The organism is Clostridium sp. ATCC 25772, assembly GCF_001573875.1.
GTDB classification, from domain to species: Bacteria; Bacillota; Clostridia; order Clostridiales; family Clostridiaceae; genus Clostridium_J; species Clostridium_J senegalense.
Genome location: NZ_LFRG01000025.1, coordinates 24,807 through 43,925, shown reverse-complemented (window position 1 = coordinate 43,925; position 19,119 = coordinate 24,807). Strand labels below are relative to the sequence as shown.

At 27.8% G+C, this 19,119-nt stretch carries 13 protein-coding genes and 2 riboswitches; of the genes, 10 read left to right on the top strand and 3 right to left on the bottom strand.

Going from position 1 to position 19,119, the window contains the following annotated elements; all coding sequences use genetic code 11:
* Positions 1-3 precede the first annotated feature (3 nt).
* The 7 genes from AZI32_RS10615 (at position 4) to wecB (ending at position 11,136) form a co-directional block, all read left to right on the top strand.
* Entirely contained in the window at positions 4-1,311 is a 1,308-nt protein-coding gene (locus tag AZI32_RS10615) for a DRTGG domain-containing protein (protein ID WP_061995817.1), read from the top strand.
* Between the two features lie 187 nt (positions 1,312-1,498).
* A complete protein-coding gene (locus tag AZI32_RS10610; protein WP_061995816.1) occupies positions 1,499-1,789 on the top strand; it encodes a Dabb family protein in 291 nt (96 codons plus the stop codon).
* A gap of 364 nt (positions 1,790-2,153) precedes the next feature.
* Positions 2,154-3,950, top strand: a complete 1,797-nt coding sequence (locus AZI32_RS10605; protein ID WP_061995815.1) for a 5'-nucleotidase C-terminal domain-containing protein — start codon at positions 2,154-2,156, stop codon at positions 3,948-3,950.
* 103 nt (positions 3,951-4,053) lie between these two features.
* Positions 4,054-6,138: a 5'-nucleotidase C-terminal domain-containing protein gene (locus tag AZI32_RS10600; protein ID WP_061995814.1), complete on the top strand. Its 2,085-nt coding sequence runs from the start codon at positions 4,054-4,056 to the stop codon at positions 6,136-6,138.
* A gap of 90 nt (positions 6,139-6,228) precedes the next feature.
* Positions 6,229-6,330, top strand: a riboswitch (purine riboswitch).
* 206 nt (positions 6,331-6,536) lie between these two features.
* The gene (ade, locus tag AZI32_RS10595; protein ID WP_061995813.1) at positions 6,537-8,273 is read left to right on the top strand and encodes an adenine deaminase; all 1,737 of its coding nucleotides are present in this window, start codon (positions 6,537-6,539) and stop codon (positions 8,271-8,273) included.
* Between the two features lie 295 nt (positions 8,274-8,568).
* The gene (locus AZI32_RS10590) at positions 8,569-9,789 is read left to right on the top strand and encodes a dicarboxylate/amino acid:cation symporter (RefSeq protein WP_061995812.1); all 1,221 of its coding nucleotides are present in this window, start codon (positions 8,569-8,571) and stop codon (positions 9,787-9,789) included.
* Positions 9,790-10,029: 240 nt separating this feature from the next.
* A complete protein-coding gene (wecB, locus tag AZI32_RS10585; RefSeq protein WP_061995811.1) occupies positions 10,030-11,136 on the top strand; it encodes a UDP-N-acetylglucosamine 2-epimerase (non-hydrolyzing) in 1,107 nt (368 codons plus the stop codon).
* A 58-nt stretch (positions 11,137-11,194) separates the two neighbouring features.
* On the opposite strand, the gene AZI32_RS10580 is transcribed toward wecB, so the two are convergent.
* Together AZI32_RS10580 and AZI32_RS10575 are read right to left on the bottom strand one after the other, a co-directional pair.
* Positions 11,195-11,938: a 3'-5' exonuclease gene (locus AZI32_RS10580; RefSeq protein WP_061995810.1), complete on the bottom strand. Its 744-nt coding sequence runs from the start codon at positions 11,936-11,938 to the stop codon at positions 11,195-11,197.
* 170 nt (positions 11,939-12,108) lie between these two features.
* On the bottom strand, positions 12,109-12,858 hold the full coding sequence (locus AZI32_RS10575; RefSeq protein ID WP_061995809.1) for a DL-endopeptidase inhibitor IseA family protein: 750 nt from the start codon (positions 12,856-12,858) through the stop codon (positions 12,109-12,111).
* Positions 12,859-13,345: 487 nt separating this feature from the next.
* On the opposite strand from AZI32_RS10575, the gene AZI32_RS10570 reads away from it, so the two are divergent.
* From AZI32_RS10570 to mgtE, 3 genes are all read left to right on the top strand, one after another.
* The gene (locus tag AZI32_RS10570; RefSeq protein WP_061995808.1) at positions 13,346-14,500 is read left to right on the top strand and encodes an MFS transporter; all 1,155 of its coding nucleotides are present in this window, start codon (positions 13,346-13,348) and stop codon (positions 14,498-14,500) included.
* Positions 14,501-14,929: 429 nt separating this feature from the next.
* On the top strand, positions 14,930-16,168 hold the full coding sequence (locus tag AZI32_RS10565; RefSeq protein ID WP_061995807.1) for an amidohydrolase family protein: 1,239 nt from the start codon (positions 14,930-14,932) through the stop codon (positions 16,166-16,168).
* A gap of 202 nt (positions 16,169-16,370) precedes the next feature.
* A riboswitch (M-box (ykoK) riboswitch) is annotated at positions 16,371-16,533 on the top strand.
* A gap of 202 nt (positions 16,534-16,735) precedes the next feature.
* A complete protein-coding gene (gene mgtE / locus AZI32_RS10560) occupies positions 16,736-18,082 on the top strand; it encodes a magnesium transporter (RefSeq protein WP_061995806.1) in 1,347 nt (448 codons plus the stop codon).
* 40 nt (positions 18,083-18,122) lie between these two features.
* On the opposite strand, the gene AZI32_RS10555 is transcribed toward mgtE, so the two are convergent.
* Positions 18,123-18,815, bottom strand: a complete 693-nt coding sequence (locus tag AZI32_RS10555; protein ID WP_162266739.1) for an ATP-binding protein — start codon at positions 18,813-18,815, stop codon at positions 18,123-18,125.
* Between the last annotated feature and the right edge of the window lie 304 nt (positions 18,816-19,119).

The following is a 19,119-nucleotide window of genomic DNA, read 5'->3' as shown; positions in this document are numbered from 1 at the left end:
TTTATGTCAAAACATGAAGAAATTATAAAATTCATACTTTCCTTAGATATAGGAACTAAAATTTCTGTAAGAGGAATAAGTAATGATTTAGGAGTTAGTGAAGGAACAGCATATAGGGCTATAAAAGAATGTGAAGCCATAGGAATAGTAAATACAATACCTAGGGTTGGAACGGTGAGAGTAGAAAAATTAGAAAAAAGACATATAGATAAACTAACATTTAAAGATGTTGTAGCCATTGTTGAAGGCACAATTTTAGGTGGGAGTGCTGGGTTAGAAAGAACGTTAGAACGATTTGTAATAGGTGCTATGGAAGTTGAAAGTATACATAAATATATAGATGCAGATTGTTTATTTATTGTTGGAAATAGAGAACTTGCTCAAAAGCTTGCTTTAGAAAAACAATGTGCAGTTTTAGTAACTGGAGGTTTTGAGTGTAGTGATAAAATAAAAGAATTGGCTAACAAAAATGGACTACCATTAATATCATCAACTTACGATACCTTCACAGTAGCAAGTATGATAAATAAAGCTTTGTTTGAAAATAACATAAAAAAAGATATAATTTTAGTAGAAGATATTATGGGGAATAGCCCTACTTGTCTTAGTAGTGGTGATACTATAAAAACTTTAAAAAAGTTAGTGCGAGAAACTGGTCATGAAAGATACCCGGTAATAGATAGTGAGACAAGGGTCGTAGGAATTGTTACATTAGCAGATTTACCTAATGATACTAGCGATGAAGATATAATAGATACAATTATGGTGAAAAAGCCTATAGTCGTAATGCCAACAACTACACTTGCTTATGCTGCTCATATAATGGCATGGGAAGGTATAAAGTTATGCCCTGTTGTAAATAGAAATAAGTTAGTTGGAGTTATTTCACGTGAAGATGTAATAAAAGCTATGCAGATAGCTATTAGACAGCCACATGTTGGTGAAACTATGGATGATTTAATAATAAAAAATTTTAAATTTGAGGCAAGTAAAGATAAGGTTCATTTTTGGGGTGAGATTATTCCAGAAATGCTGGATTCGCTAGGAACAGCTTCATGGAATGCATTAAATATGCTACTATCCACTATGGGAACTATGGCTTTAAGACAAAATAATATAAACGCCAATATTGCAATAGATAGTTTTTCATCTTATTTTATGAAACCTGTTCAAATGGGAAGAGTTATAGATATTTATGCAGAAGTTGTGGATGTAGGAAGATACTATTCAAAAGTAGATATATCTATTTATAATAGTGATAAATTGTTAATAGCAAAGGCAATGCTGTCAGCTAAAATGTTAAAAAAATAATATTTTGAGGCATATGAAAAGAAAATAAGATACCAAAAATTCGAAGGATATTTATAACGAGACAAGGAGATGAAATTTAGTCATAGTGGTGCTATGTCTGGATTTTAATGACGAAGTGTTCGTGGCAAATAGGCGAGAATACTGGTCTATTATTTATTCGATTTTGCCTAAATAAGGGGATGATTATATGTTTACACATATAGTATTTTTTAAACTAAAAAATCCAAGTGAAGAAAATCTAAAAAAAGCAAAAGAAATATTTTTAAGTATGAATGGAGAAATAGATTGCCTAAAATACTTAGAAGTAGGAGTAGATGAATTACATACAGAAAGGTCTTATGATATTGCACTTGTGACAAAATTTAATTCCTTAGATGATATGAATACTTACCAATATCATCCATATCATGTCAATCATGTTTTAGCTCCATTAAAAGAAATGGTAGAGAGTTCTAAGGCTATAGATTATCATAATTAAATGACGAAAAAGCTATTTAAAATATAATTTGCTATATATTTTAAATAGCTTTTTAAATTATATAGGGAAACAAAAGCTCCAATTTAAATTTATTCAACAATCTTAAAATATTTTTATAGAAAATATAGTGCTGAGTTTCAAGTGATTCAGAGCATGTCTCACTATTTTAGGTATCCAAGTTTGGGAATGAGTAATTTTAAAAGTAAACTTGGAACCCTATATATCAAAATCTAAATTTAAATATATAATTGTTTCAAATTTCGACAAATAATATACAATATAAGTTAAAATACGTAAAAGTGTTACAATATTTAATTGAATAGTGTATAATTATTACAAAAACATTTAATTAAGGGGGGTACTTATGAAAGGAAAAGAAAGTTTGAAAAAATGTTCGTTTTTGCTAGCATTTATAATGATATTTTCTCTTGTTTTCCAATTTGATGCAGAAAACGTATTGGCTAGCGAAAGTGAAAAGGTTATCAATGTTTTAAGTTTCAATGATTTTCATGGTGCATTACAAGAATCAGGAAAAAATGTTGGAGCAGCAAAATTAATAGGAGAATTAAAAAAGTTTAAAAGTGAAAATCCTAATACTGTAGTAGTAAGTGGTGGGGACCTATTCCAAGGGAGTCCTATGTCTAACTTGAAAGAAGGACAACCTGTAGCAGATATGATAAAGATATTAGGTCTTAAATATTCTGCATTGGGTAACCATGAGTTTGATTGGGGAAGAGATAAGATACCTAGCTGGCAACAACAAGGAGATTTTAATTTCTTAGCAGCAAACCTTTATGATGATTCAACTAACGATACAGTTTCATGGGTGAAACCATATGCTATAGAAGAAGTTGATGGTGTAAAAATAGGATTTATAGGACTTATAACACCAGATACTGCAATTGCAACTAAAGCTGAAAATATTCAAGGATTAACATTTAAAGATCCAGTAGAAATCGCTACACAATTAAGCAAAAAATTAAAAGAAGAAGAAAAAGTAGATGTTGTTATAGCGCTAACACATATAGGTGGAAAACAATCTGAAGATGGAAGTATAACAGGTGAAGTTGCCAACTTGGCATCAGTAGAAGGATTAGATGCTATAGTATCAGCTCATTCACATACTAAAATTTCAGGAATAGTAAATGATGTACCTATAGTACAAGGTATGAATAATGGTAGAGCAATAGCAAAACTTCAGATAAATTTAAATGAAGATAAAACTATAAAATCTATAGCACCGTCTGTAGATGTTTTATATGAAAGAGCAGATACATTAGTTGAAGATGCAGAAACTAAAAATATGGTAGATAATTATTTATTAGATTTAAAACCATTATTAGATGAAAAAATAGCAGATTTAACAGTAGACTTACCTCATGATAGAAGCAAGGGATTAACTGAACTTGGTGAGTTTGTAAGTAAAAATTTAGCAGAAGTTGCAGGTACCCAAATTTGTGTCATGAATGGTGGAGGAATAAGAGCACCATTATCAAAAGGCACTTTAACTATGGGAGACATGTATACAGTATTACCTTTTGATAATACACTTGTAACTATGGAAATAAAGGGTTCAGATTTAAAAAAAGTTATAGAAAATGGAATAGCACCAGCTAACTATGGTTGGGGTCAATTCTATGGTTTAAAGGTATATTATGAGCCAAGTAAAGAGTTTGGAGATAGAATACTTTCAATGGATTTATTAGATGGAACACCAGTAGAAATGGACAAGTATTACACATTAGCAACTAATGATATGATCTACGGTGGTGGAGATAATTATGACTTTTCAGGAGCCATAAATGTTAAAGATACAATGGTTCCATTAAGAGATTCTTTAGTAGAAAAATTCAAAACAGAAGGTACATTATCACATACTTATGGAAATAATCTTGTTGAAGGACCAAAACCTGAAGAAAAACCTGAAGAAAAGCCTGAAGAAAAACCTGAGGTGAAACCAGAAGTAAAACCAGAGGCGAAACCACAAGTAAAACCAGCTACTAAACCTTCTTCAAATAATAAAAAGAAAGAAGGTAAATTACCTCAAACAGGTGCCGCAAGAGGAAATACTGATATGTTAATGTTAGGATTTATATTAGTATCTTCAGCAGCATTTATAATGATAGTAAGCAAGAAAAAAGATAAAAACGATGTTGCATAAGTATAATTAAAAATAAGTTAAAGGTGGATAATTAATAAGATAAAGATTAATTATCCACTTTTAGATACATAAATTAATAAATCTATTATGATGGGGGATTCTTATGTTTAAAAAATTAAAAGGAAAAAAGCAAATAGCAATAGTTGTAGCTTTATCTATTGTAACTTCATTAACTTTAGGAAGTATTCCAACAAAGGCATTTGCTAATGATGAGGTTAAAGAAATTCAAGTTTTAGGAACATCTGATTTACATGGATGGTTTATGTCTCATGATTATGCAAGTAATGAAGAACAAAAAAAAGGTGGGTTAACTCAAATATCATCATTATTTAAACAGCTTAAATCTGAAAATCCAAATACAATAATAGTAGACGCAGGAGACACCGTACAAGATAATATGTCAGACTTGTTTATAAATGATGATATACATCCAATGTTATACGCTATGGACGAGATTGGTTACACATCTTGGACATTAGGAAATCATGAGTTTAATTATGGTGATAAAGTTGTAGAAAAAACAGTAAATAAGCCTAAAAAAATGAAGGTTTTATGTGGAAATGTTTATAAAGCAGATGAAAGCTTATTAGGTCAGCCATATGTAGTTGAAGAAATAGATGGGGTAAGGATTGCTAACATAGGTATGACTACACCAAATATACTAAAATGGGATGGTCCTAAGTTGCAAGGGTATAAAGTTACTGATCCTGTAATTGAAACAAGAAAAGCAATAGATAAAATAAAATCTAATAATGAAGCTGACGTAATAATTGCAACAGTTCACATGGGTAAAGATAAAGAATATATTGATGGGGATAATGCAACAGATTTAGCAAATGCTTGCCCGGAATTAGCAGCTATAATATGTGGTCATGCACATTCAAAAATACCAGGAGATATTGTAAATGGAGTATTAATAACAGAACCAGGTAAACAAGGGGAACAAGTTTCGAAAATTAATTTAAAAGTAAGCAAAAATAAAGATGGAAAATATAGTGTAATTGATAAGCAATCTGATATTGTAAATGTAAAAGATTATCCTATTGATCAAGAATTAAATGAAAAACTTAAACCTTTCCATGATAAAGCAGTAGAAGAAGCTACTCAAGTTATAGGGACTTTAACAGGCGGAAATTTAGCTCCACAAGATGAGATTAAGGGAATAACTCAAGGACAAATACAAGATACTGCAGTTATGGATTTAATACTAAACACACAGCTACATTACACGAAGCAACATATTCCAGAGGGAGCAAGGAATATTACTTCAGCAGCATTATTTAGTCCAAGTGCTAATATTAATGAAGGAACAATAAGAAAATGTGATGTGGTTAAAATATATAAGTTTGATAATACATTATATACTTTAAAGATTAATGGAACTCAACTTAAAAAATATATGGAATGGTCAGCAAATTATTATAATCAATATAAAGATGGAGATTTAACAGTATCCTTTAATCCTGAAATGAGAGGATATGAATATGATATGTTTGCGGGAGTTAATTATGACATTAATATATCTAAGCCAACTGGACAAAGAATAGAAAATTTAACTTATGAAGATGGAACTAAAGTTAATGATAATGATGTGATTTACTTAACAGCTAATGATTATAGAACAAGTACTAGACTTTTAGGCGATTTATTTAAAGATGATAATGTAGAAGTTATACACAAAACAGCAGATGATGAAGTTAGTGCAGTTAGAGATTTAATAAGAGAATATATAATAAATGAAAAAGGTGGCAAAATACAACCTGATGTAGATAATAATTGGAAGATTACAGGTTATAATTTTGATCCAGATAAAAGAGAGGCTGCAGTTCGCCTTATTAACGAAGGAAAAGTAAATATACCTACAAGTGAAGATGGAAGAAGTCAAAACATAAGAAGTATAACATGGGATGATATAAAAGATTTTGTACCAGAACTAGAAAACCCTAAGGATGATTCAAAAGAAAATCCTAATGGAAAACCAGAGATTAAACCTGAAGAAAAACCAAATAAGGACTCTAGTAATAAAGAAAATAGCACAAATAATAAAAAGAATAATGATAAAACTTTACCACAAACAGGTTCAAAATATGGTACTAAAGATATGATTGAACTAGGAGTAATATTTTTAATATTAGGTGCTGGAATTATTTTATATATTAACAAAAATAAATTTAAGAAAATAGGCTAGTTTATAAAATAGATAGTAAATTTTTATACAATTTACTATCTATTTTTATGTTAAAAAAACTTTTCTGTTGACATAAAAAATCCTTTTAAATATAATAGGAACAATAACCTTCGTATAAGTCTAATAATATGGGTTAGACGTTTCTACAATACTACCGTAAATAGTATAGCTATGAAGACAGAATATACTTGGCTAAGTTTATTATTAATTGAGAAGTATATAGTGTTACGAGCTTTAAATTAAGTTTGTTAAATAACTAAAAGCTTGCATAACTTTTTAGGTCTGTTCAGATTTTAAAGCAATTTTAAAAGTGAACTAGAAACCGTATATAAGTTGAAAAAATTCACTTATAGTCTTATATCCACGAAGGTTAAATATTTTATAAGGTGGATTGAATAATGAAAAAAGAAATATTAAAAGGACAAATTCGAAGCTCAATAAATAAAGAGTTAAGTGATTTAGTAATAAAGAATATAACAGTAGTTGATGTATTTCAAAATGATACATTTATATGTGATGTAGCGATTAGAGATGGATATATAGTTGGTCTTGGGGAATATGATGGAAAAGAAATAATAGATGGAACTGGAAAATATATATGTCCAGGGCTTATAGATGGACATGCACATATAGAATCATCATTAACAACTCCAAATGAATATTACAAGGCTGCAGTTAAACATGGAATAACATCAATGGTTACAGACCCTCATGAAATAGCAAATGTTTTAGGTGCCAAGGGAATAGAACTTATGATGGAATTGAGTAATGATTTACCATTAGACTATTATTTTATGTTATCTTCTTGTGTACCTGCTACGGGATTTGAAAGTTCAGGGGCAGTTTTAGAAAGTGAAGATTTATTACCTTTATATGAAAAAGATAATGTTTTAGGTTTGGCTGAAGTTATGAATAGTCCAGCTGTATTTAACTGTGAAGATTCAATGATTAACAAAATATGTGATGCAAGAGAGCGAAATTTAGTAATAGATGGTCATGGTGCTGGATTTAATGAATATATGATAAATGCATACACTACTGCAGGTATAACAACAGATCATGAGTGTCATAATGCAAAAGAAGTTATTGAAAGACTTAGAAGAGGAATGTATGTTTTAATAAGAGAAGGAACAGTTGCAAAAAATCTTAAAGAATTAATAAAAGCAACTAGTATATCAAATTCTAGAAGAGTATGTCTATGTACAGACGATAAACACATAGATGATTTGATAAAAAATGGAAGTATAGATCATTCTATAAGAATGGCTATAGAATATGGTTTAAAGCCAGAAACTGCTATACAGATGGCCACTTTAAATACTGCTGAATGTTATAAAATAAAAAATAAAGGGGCAATAGCACCAGGGTATATAGCAGATTTTTTGATTTTAAGTGATTTAAATAATTTCTTAATCGATATGGTATATAAAAATGGAAAAGTTGTTTTAAAGGATAATAAAATAGTTTGGGACTTAAAAAATAAAACTTATAATTTTGATGAATATAATAGTGTTAAATTACCATATTTAGATTTAAAAAGTTTCTCCATAGATTTAAAAAATAAAAATTATATAAATGTCATAGGTCTTATACCAAATAAATTAGAGAGTAATCATTTGAAAATAAATAAAAGTGAATTAACAAATAAAGAAAAGTTTGAAAGTGATATAACTAAGGATTTATTGAAGATAGCAGTAATAGAAAGACATAAAGGAAATGGAAATATTGGGTTAGGTATAATAAACGGATTAAAAATACAAAAAGGAGCTATAGCTACAACTATAGCCCATGATTCTCACAATATGATTGTAGCAGGGTGTAATGATGAGGATATATTATTTGCAACTAAAGAACTTGAAAAAATAGGTGGAGGGATAATAGTTGCACATAATAATAAGGTGTTAGCGTCTATACAATTAGAAATAGGTGGATTGATAACAAAAAGAAGTAGTGAAGATGTAGTTAGGGATTTAAATAATTTACATAAAGCAGTAGAAAAAATTGCGCCGGATATAGATTTTAATCCATTTTTAACATTATCATTTTTATCATTACCAGTAATACCAAATTTAAAAATAACAGATAAAGGTTTATTTGATGTAAAAGAATTTAAATTTATAGATGTTGCACAGTAGTAAATAAGTATGAAAACTTAAACTTCAATTTATTTGTGTTTAAATTATAATTTATGAAATCAATGCTTAGGGATGGTAAATTAATTATCATTTTTAAGCATTTTTTAAATAACAATTGGATTTGTAAACTATTTTTATATTTATAATATTATAAATTAAAACTTAATTTTATACAAAATATACCAAGTTACATTAATATATTTTCAAGTTTGACTGTAACTTGTATAATAAAAAGGGGTTTTGAATTGATTGTTTATGAGTTTATTTAATAAACATGTAGAAAGGTAAGATGAGAGTGAAATTTTTAAAAAATTATAAGTCATCATTAATTTTACTTGCATCAATTTTTATTGGTGGAATTATAGGATTAACGATGGGAGAAAAAGCTATAGTTTTTGAGCCTTTTGGAAATTTATTTTTAAATTTAATATTTTCATTATTAGTACCTATAGTGTTTTTTAGTATATCCTCTGCTATTGCTAACATGGATAATTCTAAAAAGCTTGGTAAGATTTTAGGAACGACTATAGTAGTTTTTGCTATTACTGCTACTATTGCAGGCATTATAGGTGTTGTAAGTTTTAAATTATTTGACCCAACTAAAGGATTGGATCCATCTATATTTAAAGAGATTATGAGTAATTTTGAAGGTAATGCAACTGAACATGTTGGTATATTTGAAAAAATTGTTTCCAGTATAACGGTAAAAGATTTTTCAGAGTTATTATCAAGAAGTAATCTTCTTGCATTAATAATATTTTCTATGTTAGTTGGATTTGCTACAATGTTATCTAAAGAAGATGGTAAACCCTTTGCTTCATTTTTAAATAGTGGATCAGTAGTAACAATGAAAATGATGAGTTTAATAATGTATTATGCACCAATTGGACTAGGAGCTTACTTTGCTTCAGTTATAGGGCAATTAGGTAGTCAAATTTTACAAGGGTATGCTAAAGTATTTGTATTATATTTAGTTATAACAGTTATATATTACTTTGGATTCTTTACTTTTTATGCTTACGTAGCAGGTAAGAAAAATGGTATAAAATTGTTTTGGAAAAATGCAGCAGAACCATCAATTACAGCAATTGCTACTTGTTCAAGTGCAGCGTGTATTCCTGCTAATATTAGAGCAGCAAAAAAAATGGGAGTTTCAGATACTCTTGCTAATATTATTATGCCATTAGGAGTGAACATACACAAAGACGGCTCCGTAGTAGGTGGTATATTTAAGATAATGTTCTTATTTGGGATATTTGGAAGAAGTACTGATGATTTTGGTACATTATTTATAATTTTAATTGTTGGTCTTTTAATTGGAGCTGTAGTAGGTGCAGTTCCAGGTGGTGGAGCAATTGGCGAAATGCTAATTCTAAGTATATTTGGATTTCCACCAGAAGGATTAGCTATTATGCTTGTTATAGCAACAATTATTGATGCACCTGCTACACTTATAAATTCAGCAGGAAATACAGTTTGTACAATGCTAATATCAAAATTTGTAGATGATAAATAAATTATTACAGAAAACAGGAAATTTAATTATATTAAATTTCCTGTTTTTATACCCTAAAATTAGTAATGTATATAAATTTGTGTAAAAAAAGAGTTTTTAAGTATAATAGATACAAAAGGTAATATATATTGTAAAATTATAATATAAAAAATAATATTAAGTATAATACTATAAGCAGATATATAATAAACAGAATTTAAGGTTATTATTAAAAGTGTATTGATTGAAGGAGGAAATGTAATGATAAAGGTAATGACTGTGTTTGGGACAAGACCGGAAGCAATAAAAATGGCACCTTTAGTAAAAGAATTAAATAGTAGAGAAAATATTAAAAGTGTTGTTTGTGTTACTGCACAGCATAGAGAAATGCTAGATCAGGTGTTAACTGCATTTGATATAAATCCAGATTATGATTTAAATATAATGAAAAAAGGTCAAACGTTAGTTGATATAACAACAAATGCATTACAAAAATTAAATGAGGTTATAAAAGAAGTTAAACCTGATATAGTTTTAGTTCATGGAGATACAACAACAACTCTATCTGGTAGTTTAGCAGCCTTTTATAATCAGGTCGCGGTTGGTCATGTAGAGGCAGGACTAAGAACTTATGATAAGTATTCTCCATTTCCAGAAGAAGTAAATAGACAAGTTACAGGGATAATAGCAGATATGCATTTTGCACCTACTGAAATATCTAAGAAAAATTTAATTAAAGAAGGAAAAAAAGAAGAAAGCATATATGTTACAGGAAATACAGCTATAGACGCTTTAAAAACAACAGTAAACAATGAATACTATCATCCTATATTTGCGAAAATTGGAAGTGACAGAATGATTCTTTTAACTGCTCATAGGAGGGAAAATTTAGGAGAACCTATGAAAAATATGTTTAAGGCTATAAAGAGAATTGTTGATGAGTTTGATGATGTTCAAGTGGTTTATCCTGTGCACTTAAATCCTATTGTAAGAGAAATTGCTAATGAAGTTTTAGGTAATAATCAAAAGGTGCATCTTATTGAACCTTTAGAAGTATTGGATTTTCATAATTTTTTAAATAAAGCATATATAATAATGACTGATAGTGGTGGAATTCAAGAGGAAGCACCATCACTTGGAAAGCCTGTTTTAGTTTTAAGAGATACTACAGAAAGACCTGAGGGGATATTAGCAGGAACGTTAAAATTAGCAGGAACAAAAGAAAAAAACATTTATAATTTAACTAAAGAATTATTAGATAACGAAGAAAAATACAATAAAATGGCAAAGGCTAATAATCCATATGGAGATGGTAATGCTAGTAAATATATAGTTGACGATATAATAGAAAGATTTAAACAAGAATAACTTATTTGAGTATAGAATAAAAGCTATGAAATTTGTATAAATTTCATAGCTTTTATTACTAATCAACATTAAATTGATTAGTTTTGCCCATAAAATATGCAGTTTTAATTATATATTTTTCTTCTTTAGTAATTTTTCTATTAAGCATTTTTTCAAATTGATTAAGTAATCCTTCTAAATCAACCTTGGAAGTACTATTAGTCTTTCGACTAGTACTTTTAGTAATCTCATATATGGTTGGGATAATATCATTTTTATATAATTTTTTAAATATTTCTGATGTGTATAAAGCATCATTTAAAGCATTATGAAAATTTCCATCAACAGAAATAGATAGTAAATCTATAGCTGTACTTAATCCTATAACTTTACCTTTTTTATAATTAAAGTATTTAGATGCATATTTCTGAATATCAATAAATTTTTTAGGTAATAATGAATCATCTAAATTATAATGTTTGGCATTTCTAAATAATTCTTTCATATCACAAGCTCCCCAAACAACAAAGATATCATTAGAAGAAACAAAATTAGTAAAGGAATTATAAACATCTTCAAAATTATCACCATTATTTAAAATATTAATATTTATAGAAGTTAATTTTTCAATAATAGGATTAAGTTCAGAGTATATTTGTGGTTTTATAAAAGAATTAAACCTATCAATTAAATTAAAGTTTTCATCTAATTTTACTGCTCCAATTTGGATTATTTCAAAAGGGCAGTCAGTATTAGATTTTAAATCATTTTTGCTAGTATTTGTGATTTGATTAAATTCTAAATCAAAAATTATATAATTCATTTTCTACTCCAATAATATTAAACTTATATAATAAGTATATCACTAAAAGCAGCACATTATAACAAATTTGAAAATACAAAAAAGCTAAGTTGAAAACTTAGCATAATAATTTAAAAAAGTTTTGGTTAAAAATGAAAGAACATAAAGTATATTATCTTATATAAATTATATTAAACATACCAAAAGTTTGTAAATAACCATTTGCCATCAATAAGTTGAAGAGTTTTTACTTCTTTGCCTATGTCATTTTCAGAATATACACGAGAAAAAGTTACAGTTATTTGATTTTCATTGTATTCAATATTTCTTTGAGAATCAGCATAGTTAACTCGTCTACCAGCATCTCCTATAGTAAAATATAATTTTCCGTCTTCAGTTATTAAATATTTATCTAAAAGTGAGTTTATAGTTTCATTGGTGAAATAAGGTTTTAAAGAATCAGCCATTTCTTCTCTTGAATTAAAATCAGTAACTTCACCATAATAAACATCATTTTTAATTATAATGTTTTTGGAATAATAGGCAGAGCCTTTAAATATGGACCTTAAAGCTTGTTCACCATTATTTATAAGATTCATGATTTCAGATTCAGAAATAGAAGGACTTTCTTTAACAGTTTCAGGATTTGCTTTTTCTGAATTAGATGTATTTTCATTATTAGAATCATCTTCTTTTGAAAGGTTGTTAACTATAGTCTCTACATCTTTTGAACTATCATTTGATTTAGAAGCATCTTTAGATGGAATTGCTTCTTTTTTATTTGTAGAATTACTGACATCTTTTTTAGATGAATCTTTTTTTGTTTGCAAATTGACAGCCTTAGAAGTATCCTTAGGTTTTAAATTCTCGTTAGAATTATTAGAACACCCAATAAAAGTAATAGTGCATAGAGAAATTAAAATACAAATTAATTTTTTCAAAATGCTCAACTCCTAATAAATTTAAATTTATAAAGTAACATAAAAAAGTTTAAATGTATTAATTTTTATTAAAATACTTTCTTTCTCTTAGTAATATATTAATATGTAATTCACAATGTGACTAAGAAATTAAATTTTTAATAATTAATTTAGTATAAGTATATAAAAGGAAAATTAACAAAAAATTTTTAAAAGCAAGATTAAATATTATGGTATAATTTACTTAAATATACAATTGAAAGGGGAATGCCTTTATGGTCGCATCTAAACATTGATTTGTACTAACAAGTTGAATAACATTACAGAAGTATAATTTTTGTGATGTGAATTTTAAAAGAGCCTAGATTTTTAGGTCTATTTGTTATGCAAATAAATATAGGAATATAAGTTTCAAATTTAATTTATTAATAAAAATAATTTTACTAAGATTAGATAGATTAAAAATAGAACTTGGAATCCTAGGTGTTTAGAATAATGGAGGGCGATTATGAAAGGATTAAAAAATAAATATATATTATATATTATAGCTTTTTTTCAAGGGCTAGTGTTTTATGGAGCTTTTGCAACTATTTATAGATTGGATAGAGGGCTTCAGTTAAATGAAATATTCTTTTTAGAAAGTATATTTGTGTTACTTATGATGTTTTTTGAAATTCCCTGGGGTGTTGTTGGAGATAAAATAGGATATAAAAAGACTTTGAATATTTCCTTTGGATTATTTTTATTGTCAAAAGTAGCTTTTTATTATGCAAATTCATTTAATATGTTTTTATTAGAAGCAATATTAGCTGCGTTAGCTATTTCAGGTATTTCAGGATGCGATAGTGCAATATTATATGGATCTATAAAGGAAGAAGATAGCGATAAGACTTTCGGAAGATATAGTGCATGTTCTACATTAGGTTTTCTAATATCATCACTTTTAAGTGGGGTAATGGTTAAAAAATCTTTAGATTTATTAGCATTAGCTACAATAATGGCCTATGTAGTAACTTTTTTATTAAGCTTCTTTTTAAAAGATGTTAAATTTGAGAGTAATGAAAAAAAAGAAACTATAATAGAAAGTTTAAAATCTTCGTTGGTAAATAAAAAAATTTTGATTTTTATCATTTTAATAGCAGTTATTTCGGAAACTACTCATAGTGTTTGTGTATTTTTAAATCAACCACTGTATATAAGAAGTGGAATAGACATGAAGTGGTTTGGAATATTAGCGGCATTTATGCAAATTGCTACGTTTATAGCAATTAGAGCACATGTAGTGAAAAAACGTATAGGAAGAAACAAGACTTATATTGTAGCTTTAATATTAATCATTATAGCTAATGCAATGTTGATAGTTACTAATATTTCTTATATAACAATAGTATTAATATTTATTATTGAAGGATCTTTTGCAATTACACAACCATTAACAGAAACTATAAAAAATGCCAGTATAGATTCTATTAATAGAGCTACAATATTATCAGCTTACGCAATGATAGGTAACATAGTAGCTGCAGTTTGTAATATAATAATAGGTTTTTTTGCGAAAATATCTCTAAATAGTGCTTTAATAACATGTGTAATTCTTAATTGTATTGTATTTTTAATAGGATATATTTTAATAAAAAACAGTAAAATATTAATCAAAAAGTAATTTAAATAATACTGTACTAAGTTGAAAATTATAGAACTTAGTACAGTTTTTTTATAAAAATTATTCAACAAGAAAATATAACATAAAATTTAAATTTATGTTAATAAAGTTTAAATTTTATATAGATAAAAAATCCCAATTAATATATACTAAAAGTGATGTTTTAATATAAGGCATGATTGAATAAATAATAGATTAGTATTCTCGCTTATTTGTTACGAATACTTTTTTGGTAAAATACACATATAGTCCAACTATGACTTGATTTCATCTTCTTGTCTTGTGACAAATATGCTTTGAATGTTTGATATCTTATTTCTTTTCATATGCCTAATGAAATTTAAAAAATTTGCATAGGTTTAAACAATTTTAATATTAATAAATTTAAAACATCCGAGGGTAAACCTATACAATTTAGGGGGGATTTTTATGAGTAAAATTGCATTTGTTGGCGGATTGCTAATAGATGGAACAGGAAAAGATTCAATAGAAAATTCACTAGTACTTGTTGAAGACAAGAAAATCGTTTATGCTGGAGAAATGCAAAGGATTGAGGATGATTATGAGAAAGTAGAGATAATTGGCAAGACTATTATGCCAGGATTAATAGATAGTCATCTTCACTTTAGTGGAAACTTAACTGATAATGATAGTGATTGGGTACTTGAGCCACCTATACAAAAAACAATAGTAGCAGTTGCTCAAGCACGTGAAGCATTGGAACACGGATTAACATCTGTAGGAGAAATTTCACGTTCAGGAATACATATTCGTAATATGATAGAGGAAGGTATAATACCAGGACCACGTGTTGTAACTACAGGATTAGGATTTTGTAGAACAGCAGGACATGGTGATTCACATAGATTACCGTTAGACTACAATAACAATTCTCATCCTTGGGCAGAACGTATCGATGGACCATGGGAACTTCGTAAGGCTATAAGAAGAAGATTACGTGAAAATCCAGATGCAATTAAGATATGGTCAACAGGTGGAGGCATATGGAGATTAGATGCTAAAGCAGATTCACACTATTGTATGGAAGAAATACAAGCTGTTGTTGATGAATGTAAAATGGTAGGATTACCAGTTTGGTCACATGCAGAAGGATATGAGGGAGCATTAAATTCTTGTAAAGCAGGAGTTTCTGCAATTATACATGGACAAGAATTAAATGAGGAATGTCTTGAGATAATGAAAGAAAAGGATATAACTTTCTGTCCAACTCTTCAATTTTTCTTTGAGTGGTTTACAGTATATGAACCACCATATAGACCAATACATGATAAATATCCAGGTGCAACAATTGCAGAAAAAGAATTAAATCGTATAATAGATAATCTTCAAAATGCAAATAAAAAAGGTATTAGAATTACAGTAGGTTCAGATTCGTTTTGTAGTAGTTTAACTCCATATGGTAAATATGCAATAACTGAAATGTATGCATTAAATAAAGCAGGTCTAACATCAATGGAAACAATAATGGCTGCTACTAAAAATGGAGCTGAAATGCTTAGAATAGATAAAGTAACAGGAACATTAGAAGAAGGAAAATTTGCTGATATTCTTGTAATAAATGGGAATCCATTAGAAGATATAAAAAATATATCCGTAGATAAAATGGACGTAATAATGAAAGAAGGAACTTTTGTTAAAGGAAAATAATTAATTATTTAAAAAGGATATTCAAAATTTATTTTGAATATCCTTTTCTGTTATTTAGTTGTGTTTTTGATTTAATTTATTAATGAAAATTTTATTATAAATTTAGAGAAACAATAGCATGAGGAATTTATACGTTGATTCAAAAATGTAAAATTTGATTTGACATGTATTATTTAAAGGAATAATATTATATGTGGAAGAAAAATTGAATTGTTAGGTGAGGCTCCTATAAAGACACATGCTACTGCCCAGAAAAATCGAGAGATTCCAATGGGTTAGCAGGAATTATCGCAAAGGTAATTTTTAATGTAGCTGACGACAAGTCTAAGCTTTATAGTGCTAAAGCTCTACAACTAAAAGATACTAGATTTTTTAGCAAGGAGCTGGAAGGTCTTTTTTGTTGTTTTTAATGATATTTGATATCTTTTTATAAATTTTGGAGGTGATATAAATGGACAGCGACCCTTATAGTAGGTGCAATTTTACAAGTAAATATATAGGAGTAGCTTTGAATTCATTTATACACTTTTTATTCCAAGGCTTCTCTTAATTTAAAGGAGGAGTTTGATGAAACTTGAAATGGACAGAGAAGAATTAAAAAGGTTATTACTTTACGGTTCACAAAAGGGAATAGATGAAATAATAGAGGATATACATCCAGCAGACATATTAGATGTACTACATGAAATAGAGGCTGTAGATGTAATCAAAATACTTCATAGAATACCAGAATGGTTAATCGCAGAAGTTATAGACGAAGAAGATGATGAAGAAAAATATGCACTTTTGGTGAATTTTTCCGAGAAAAAGCAAAAAAATATATTAAAAGAAATGTCATCTGATGAAATCGCAGACTTGCTAGGTAGCTTAGATGAAATTGAATCTAAGAGAATTTTAGATAACATGCCAGTTGAAGAAGCTGAAGATGTTAAACAATTGCTTACTTATGCGCCAGATACAGCTGGTGGTATAATGGCAACAGAATATATTTCAATTAAAGAAAATATGACTGTGAAAGAAACATTAAAATATCTTCAAAAAGTTGCTCCAAATGCAGAAAGTGCATATTATCTGTATGTTGTAGATGAAGATGAAAAGTTAAAGGGTGTTGTATCATTAAGAGAAATAGTTGTAAGTCCTTTTGATACAATAATTATTGATGTTTTAAATAGCAACGTTATAAGTGTTCATCATGACATGGACCAGGAAGAAGTTGCACATAGATTTGAAAAATATGGGTTTTTAACAATGCCTGTTATAAATGATGAAAAGCAGATGTTAGGTATTGTAACCGTTGATGATATAATAGATGTTTTAAGAGATGAAACAACTGAGGATATACATCGTCTAGGTGGAGTAGGTGAAAGCGAAAAGGTTAATGGAACACTTTTTGAATCTGTAAGAAGTAGGCTCCCATGGTTATTTGTTAATTTACTTACTGCTATGTTAGCTTCAGCAACAGTAAGTATGTTTGAAGGAACTATAAGTAAAGTTGTTATATTAGCTACATTTATGCCAATAGTTGCAGGAATGGGTGGAAATGCAGGAACTCAGACATTAACAATAGTTGTTAGAGGATTAGCCCTAGGGGAATTAAATTTTGAAAATGCTAAAAAGATTTTCTTTAAAGAAATAGGTGTAGGTTTAACTAATGGACTTTCAGTTGGGATATGTATTTCTATAATAGGTGGATTATGGTCTGGAAAACCTGTATTTGGATTAGTTATTGGACTGGCTATGATTTTAAATATGACAGTAGCTACGACAGCAGGATTTTTAGTTCCATTGACACTTAAAAAATTAAAAATAGATCCAGCATTAGCATCAGCAGTTTTTGTAACAACAGCTACTGATGTTTTAGGATTTTTCTTTTTCTTAGGATTAGCAACAGTATTTATACAATATTTAATATAAGAGAAAAGAAGCTCTTTAATTATTTTGAGCTTCTTTCCTCTTATATTTTTTTATCAGAAAAATTAGGAAAACCAATTGACACAGCGGTATAACAATTAATTTTAGATTTAATAAAAATAGTATAGCCTACTTTATCACATAAAGATTTTACTAGATAAAGTCCAAGACCAGTAGATTTAGTATTAACTCTTCCATTATTTCCTGTAAAGCCTTTATTAAAAACCCTTGAAAGGTCTTCTTGTTTAATACCTATGCCATTATCATATATTGTAAGAATAAGATTATTATTTTCTATATGGCATCTTATTAAGATACATCCATTGTAATTAACATACTTTATAGAGTTACTTATTAATTGATCAATTACAAAAAATAGCCATTTTTCATCAGTTAATATGTAATAATCTAAATTGATAAGTTTCAATTTAAGCTTTTTTGATATGAAATACTTAGCATGTTTACTTATAACCTTTTCTATTATTTTTTTTACATTAACATTTGATATTATAAAATCTTTATCAAAATCATCTAATCTGGTTAAATAAAGTAATTTATTTAAAGAATCATCTATATTCCTAACTTGAAAATCAATGTCTTTAAGAGTTGGTTCAAAGCTCAAATCCATATTTTCATCTATAATTAGTTTAATTATAGAAATAGGGATTTTTATATCATGAATCCATAATGTTATTAATTCCTCATTTTCAGTATATCCATCTATAAAAGTTTTCAAAGTATCTTCATATATCATATTTTGAGATTTAAATAAATTAAGATATAAACTCTCTTCATAAGTTTTATTTAGTTTAGATAATTCATTGAAATTTTTATTTTCTAAAGATGAATATAGTAATACTAAAAATTTTTTTCTTTTATTATATAAATACAACAAGTATAAAGAAGAAAATAAAATATTAATTATGAATATGTATGAGAATATGTTAAAGATATCTCCTGTAATAGGAGAACAAATGATAATTAAATATAAAAATACTAAAAAACTGGTGTCAAATATAAAAAAGGTTTTATTGTCCTTA

Excerpts from the sequence above, each read along its gene's own strand:
- AZI32_RS10615 (WP_061995817.1), top strand. The coding sequence starts at position 4 with ATGTCAAAACATGAAGAAATTATAAAATTCATACTTTCCTTAGATATA.
- AZI32_RS10610 (WP_061995816.1), top strand. The coding sequence starts at position 1,499 with ATGTTTACACATATAGTATTTTTTAAACTAAAAAATCCAAGTGAAGAA.
- AZI32_RS10605 (WP_061995815.1), top strand. The coding sequence starts at position 2,154 with ATGAAAGGAAAAGAAAGTTTGAAAAAATGTTCGTTTTTGCTAGCATTT.
- AZI32_RS10600 (WP_061995814.1), top strand. The coding sequence starts at position 4,054 with ATGTTTAAAAAATTAAAAGGAAAAAAGCAAATAGCAATAGTTGTAGCT.
- ade (WP_061995813.1), top strand. The coding sequence starts at position 6,537 with ATGAAAAAAGAAATATTAAAAGGACAAATTCGAAGCTCAATAAATAAA.
- wecB (WP_061995811.1), top strand. The coding sequence starts at position 10,030 with ATGATAAAGGTAATGACTGTGTTTGGGACAAGACCGGAAGCAATAAAA.
- AZI32_RS10580 (WP_061995810.1), bottom strand. The coding sequence starts at position 11,938 with ATGAATTATATAATTTTTGATTTAGAATTTAATCAAATCACAAATACT.
- AZI32_RS10570 (WP_061995808.1), top strand. The coding sequence starts at position 13,346 with ATGAAAGGATTAAAAAATAAATATATATTATATATTATAGCTTTTTTT.
- AZI32_RS10565 (WP_061995807.1), top strand. The coding sequence starts at position 14,930 with ATGAGTAAAATTGCATTTGTTGGCGGATTGCTAATAGATGGAACAGGA.
- mgtE (WP_061995806.1), top strand. The coding sequence starts at position 16,736 with ATGAAACTTGAAATGGACAGAGAAGAATTAAAAAGGTTATTACTTTAC.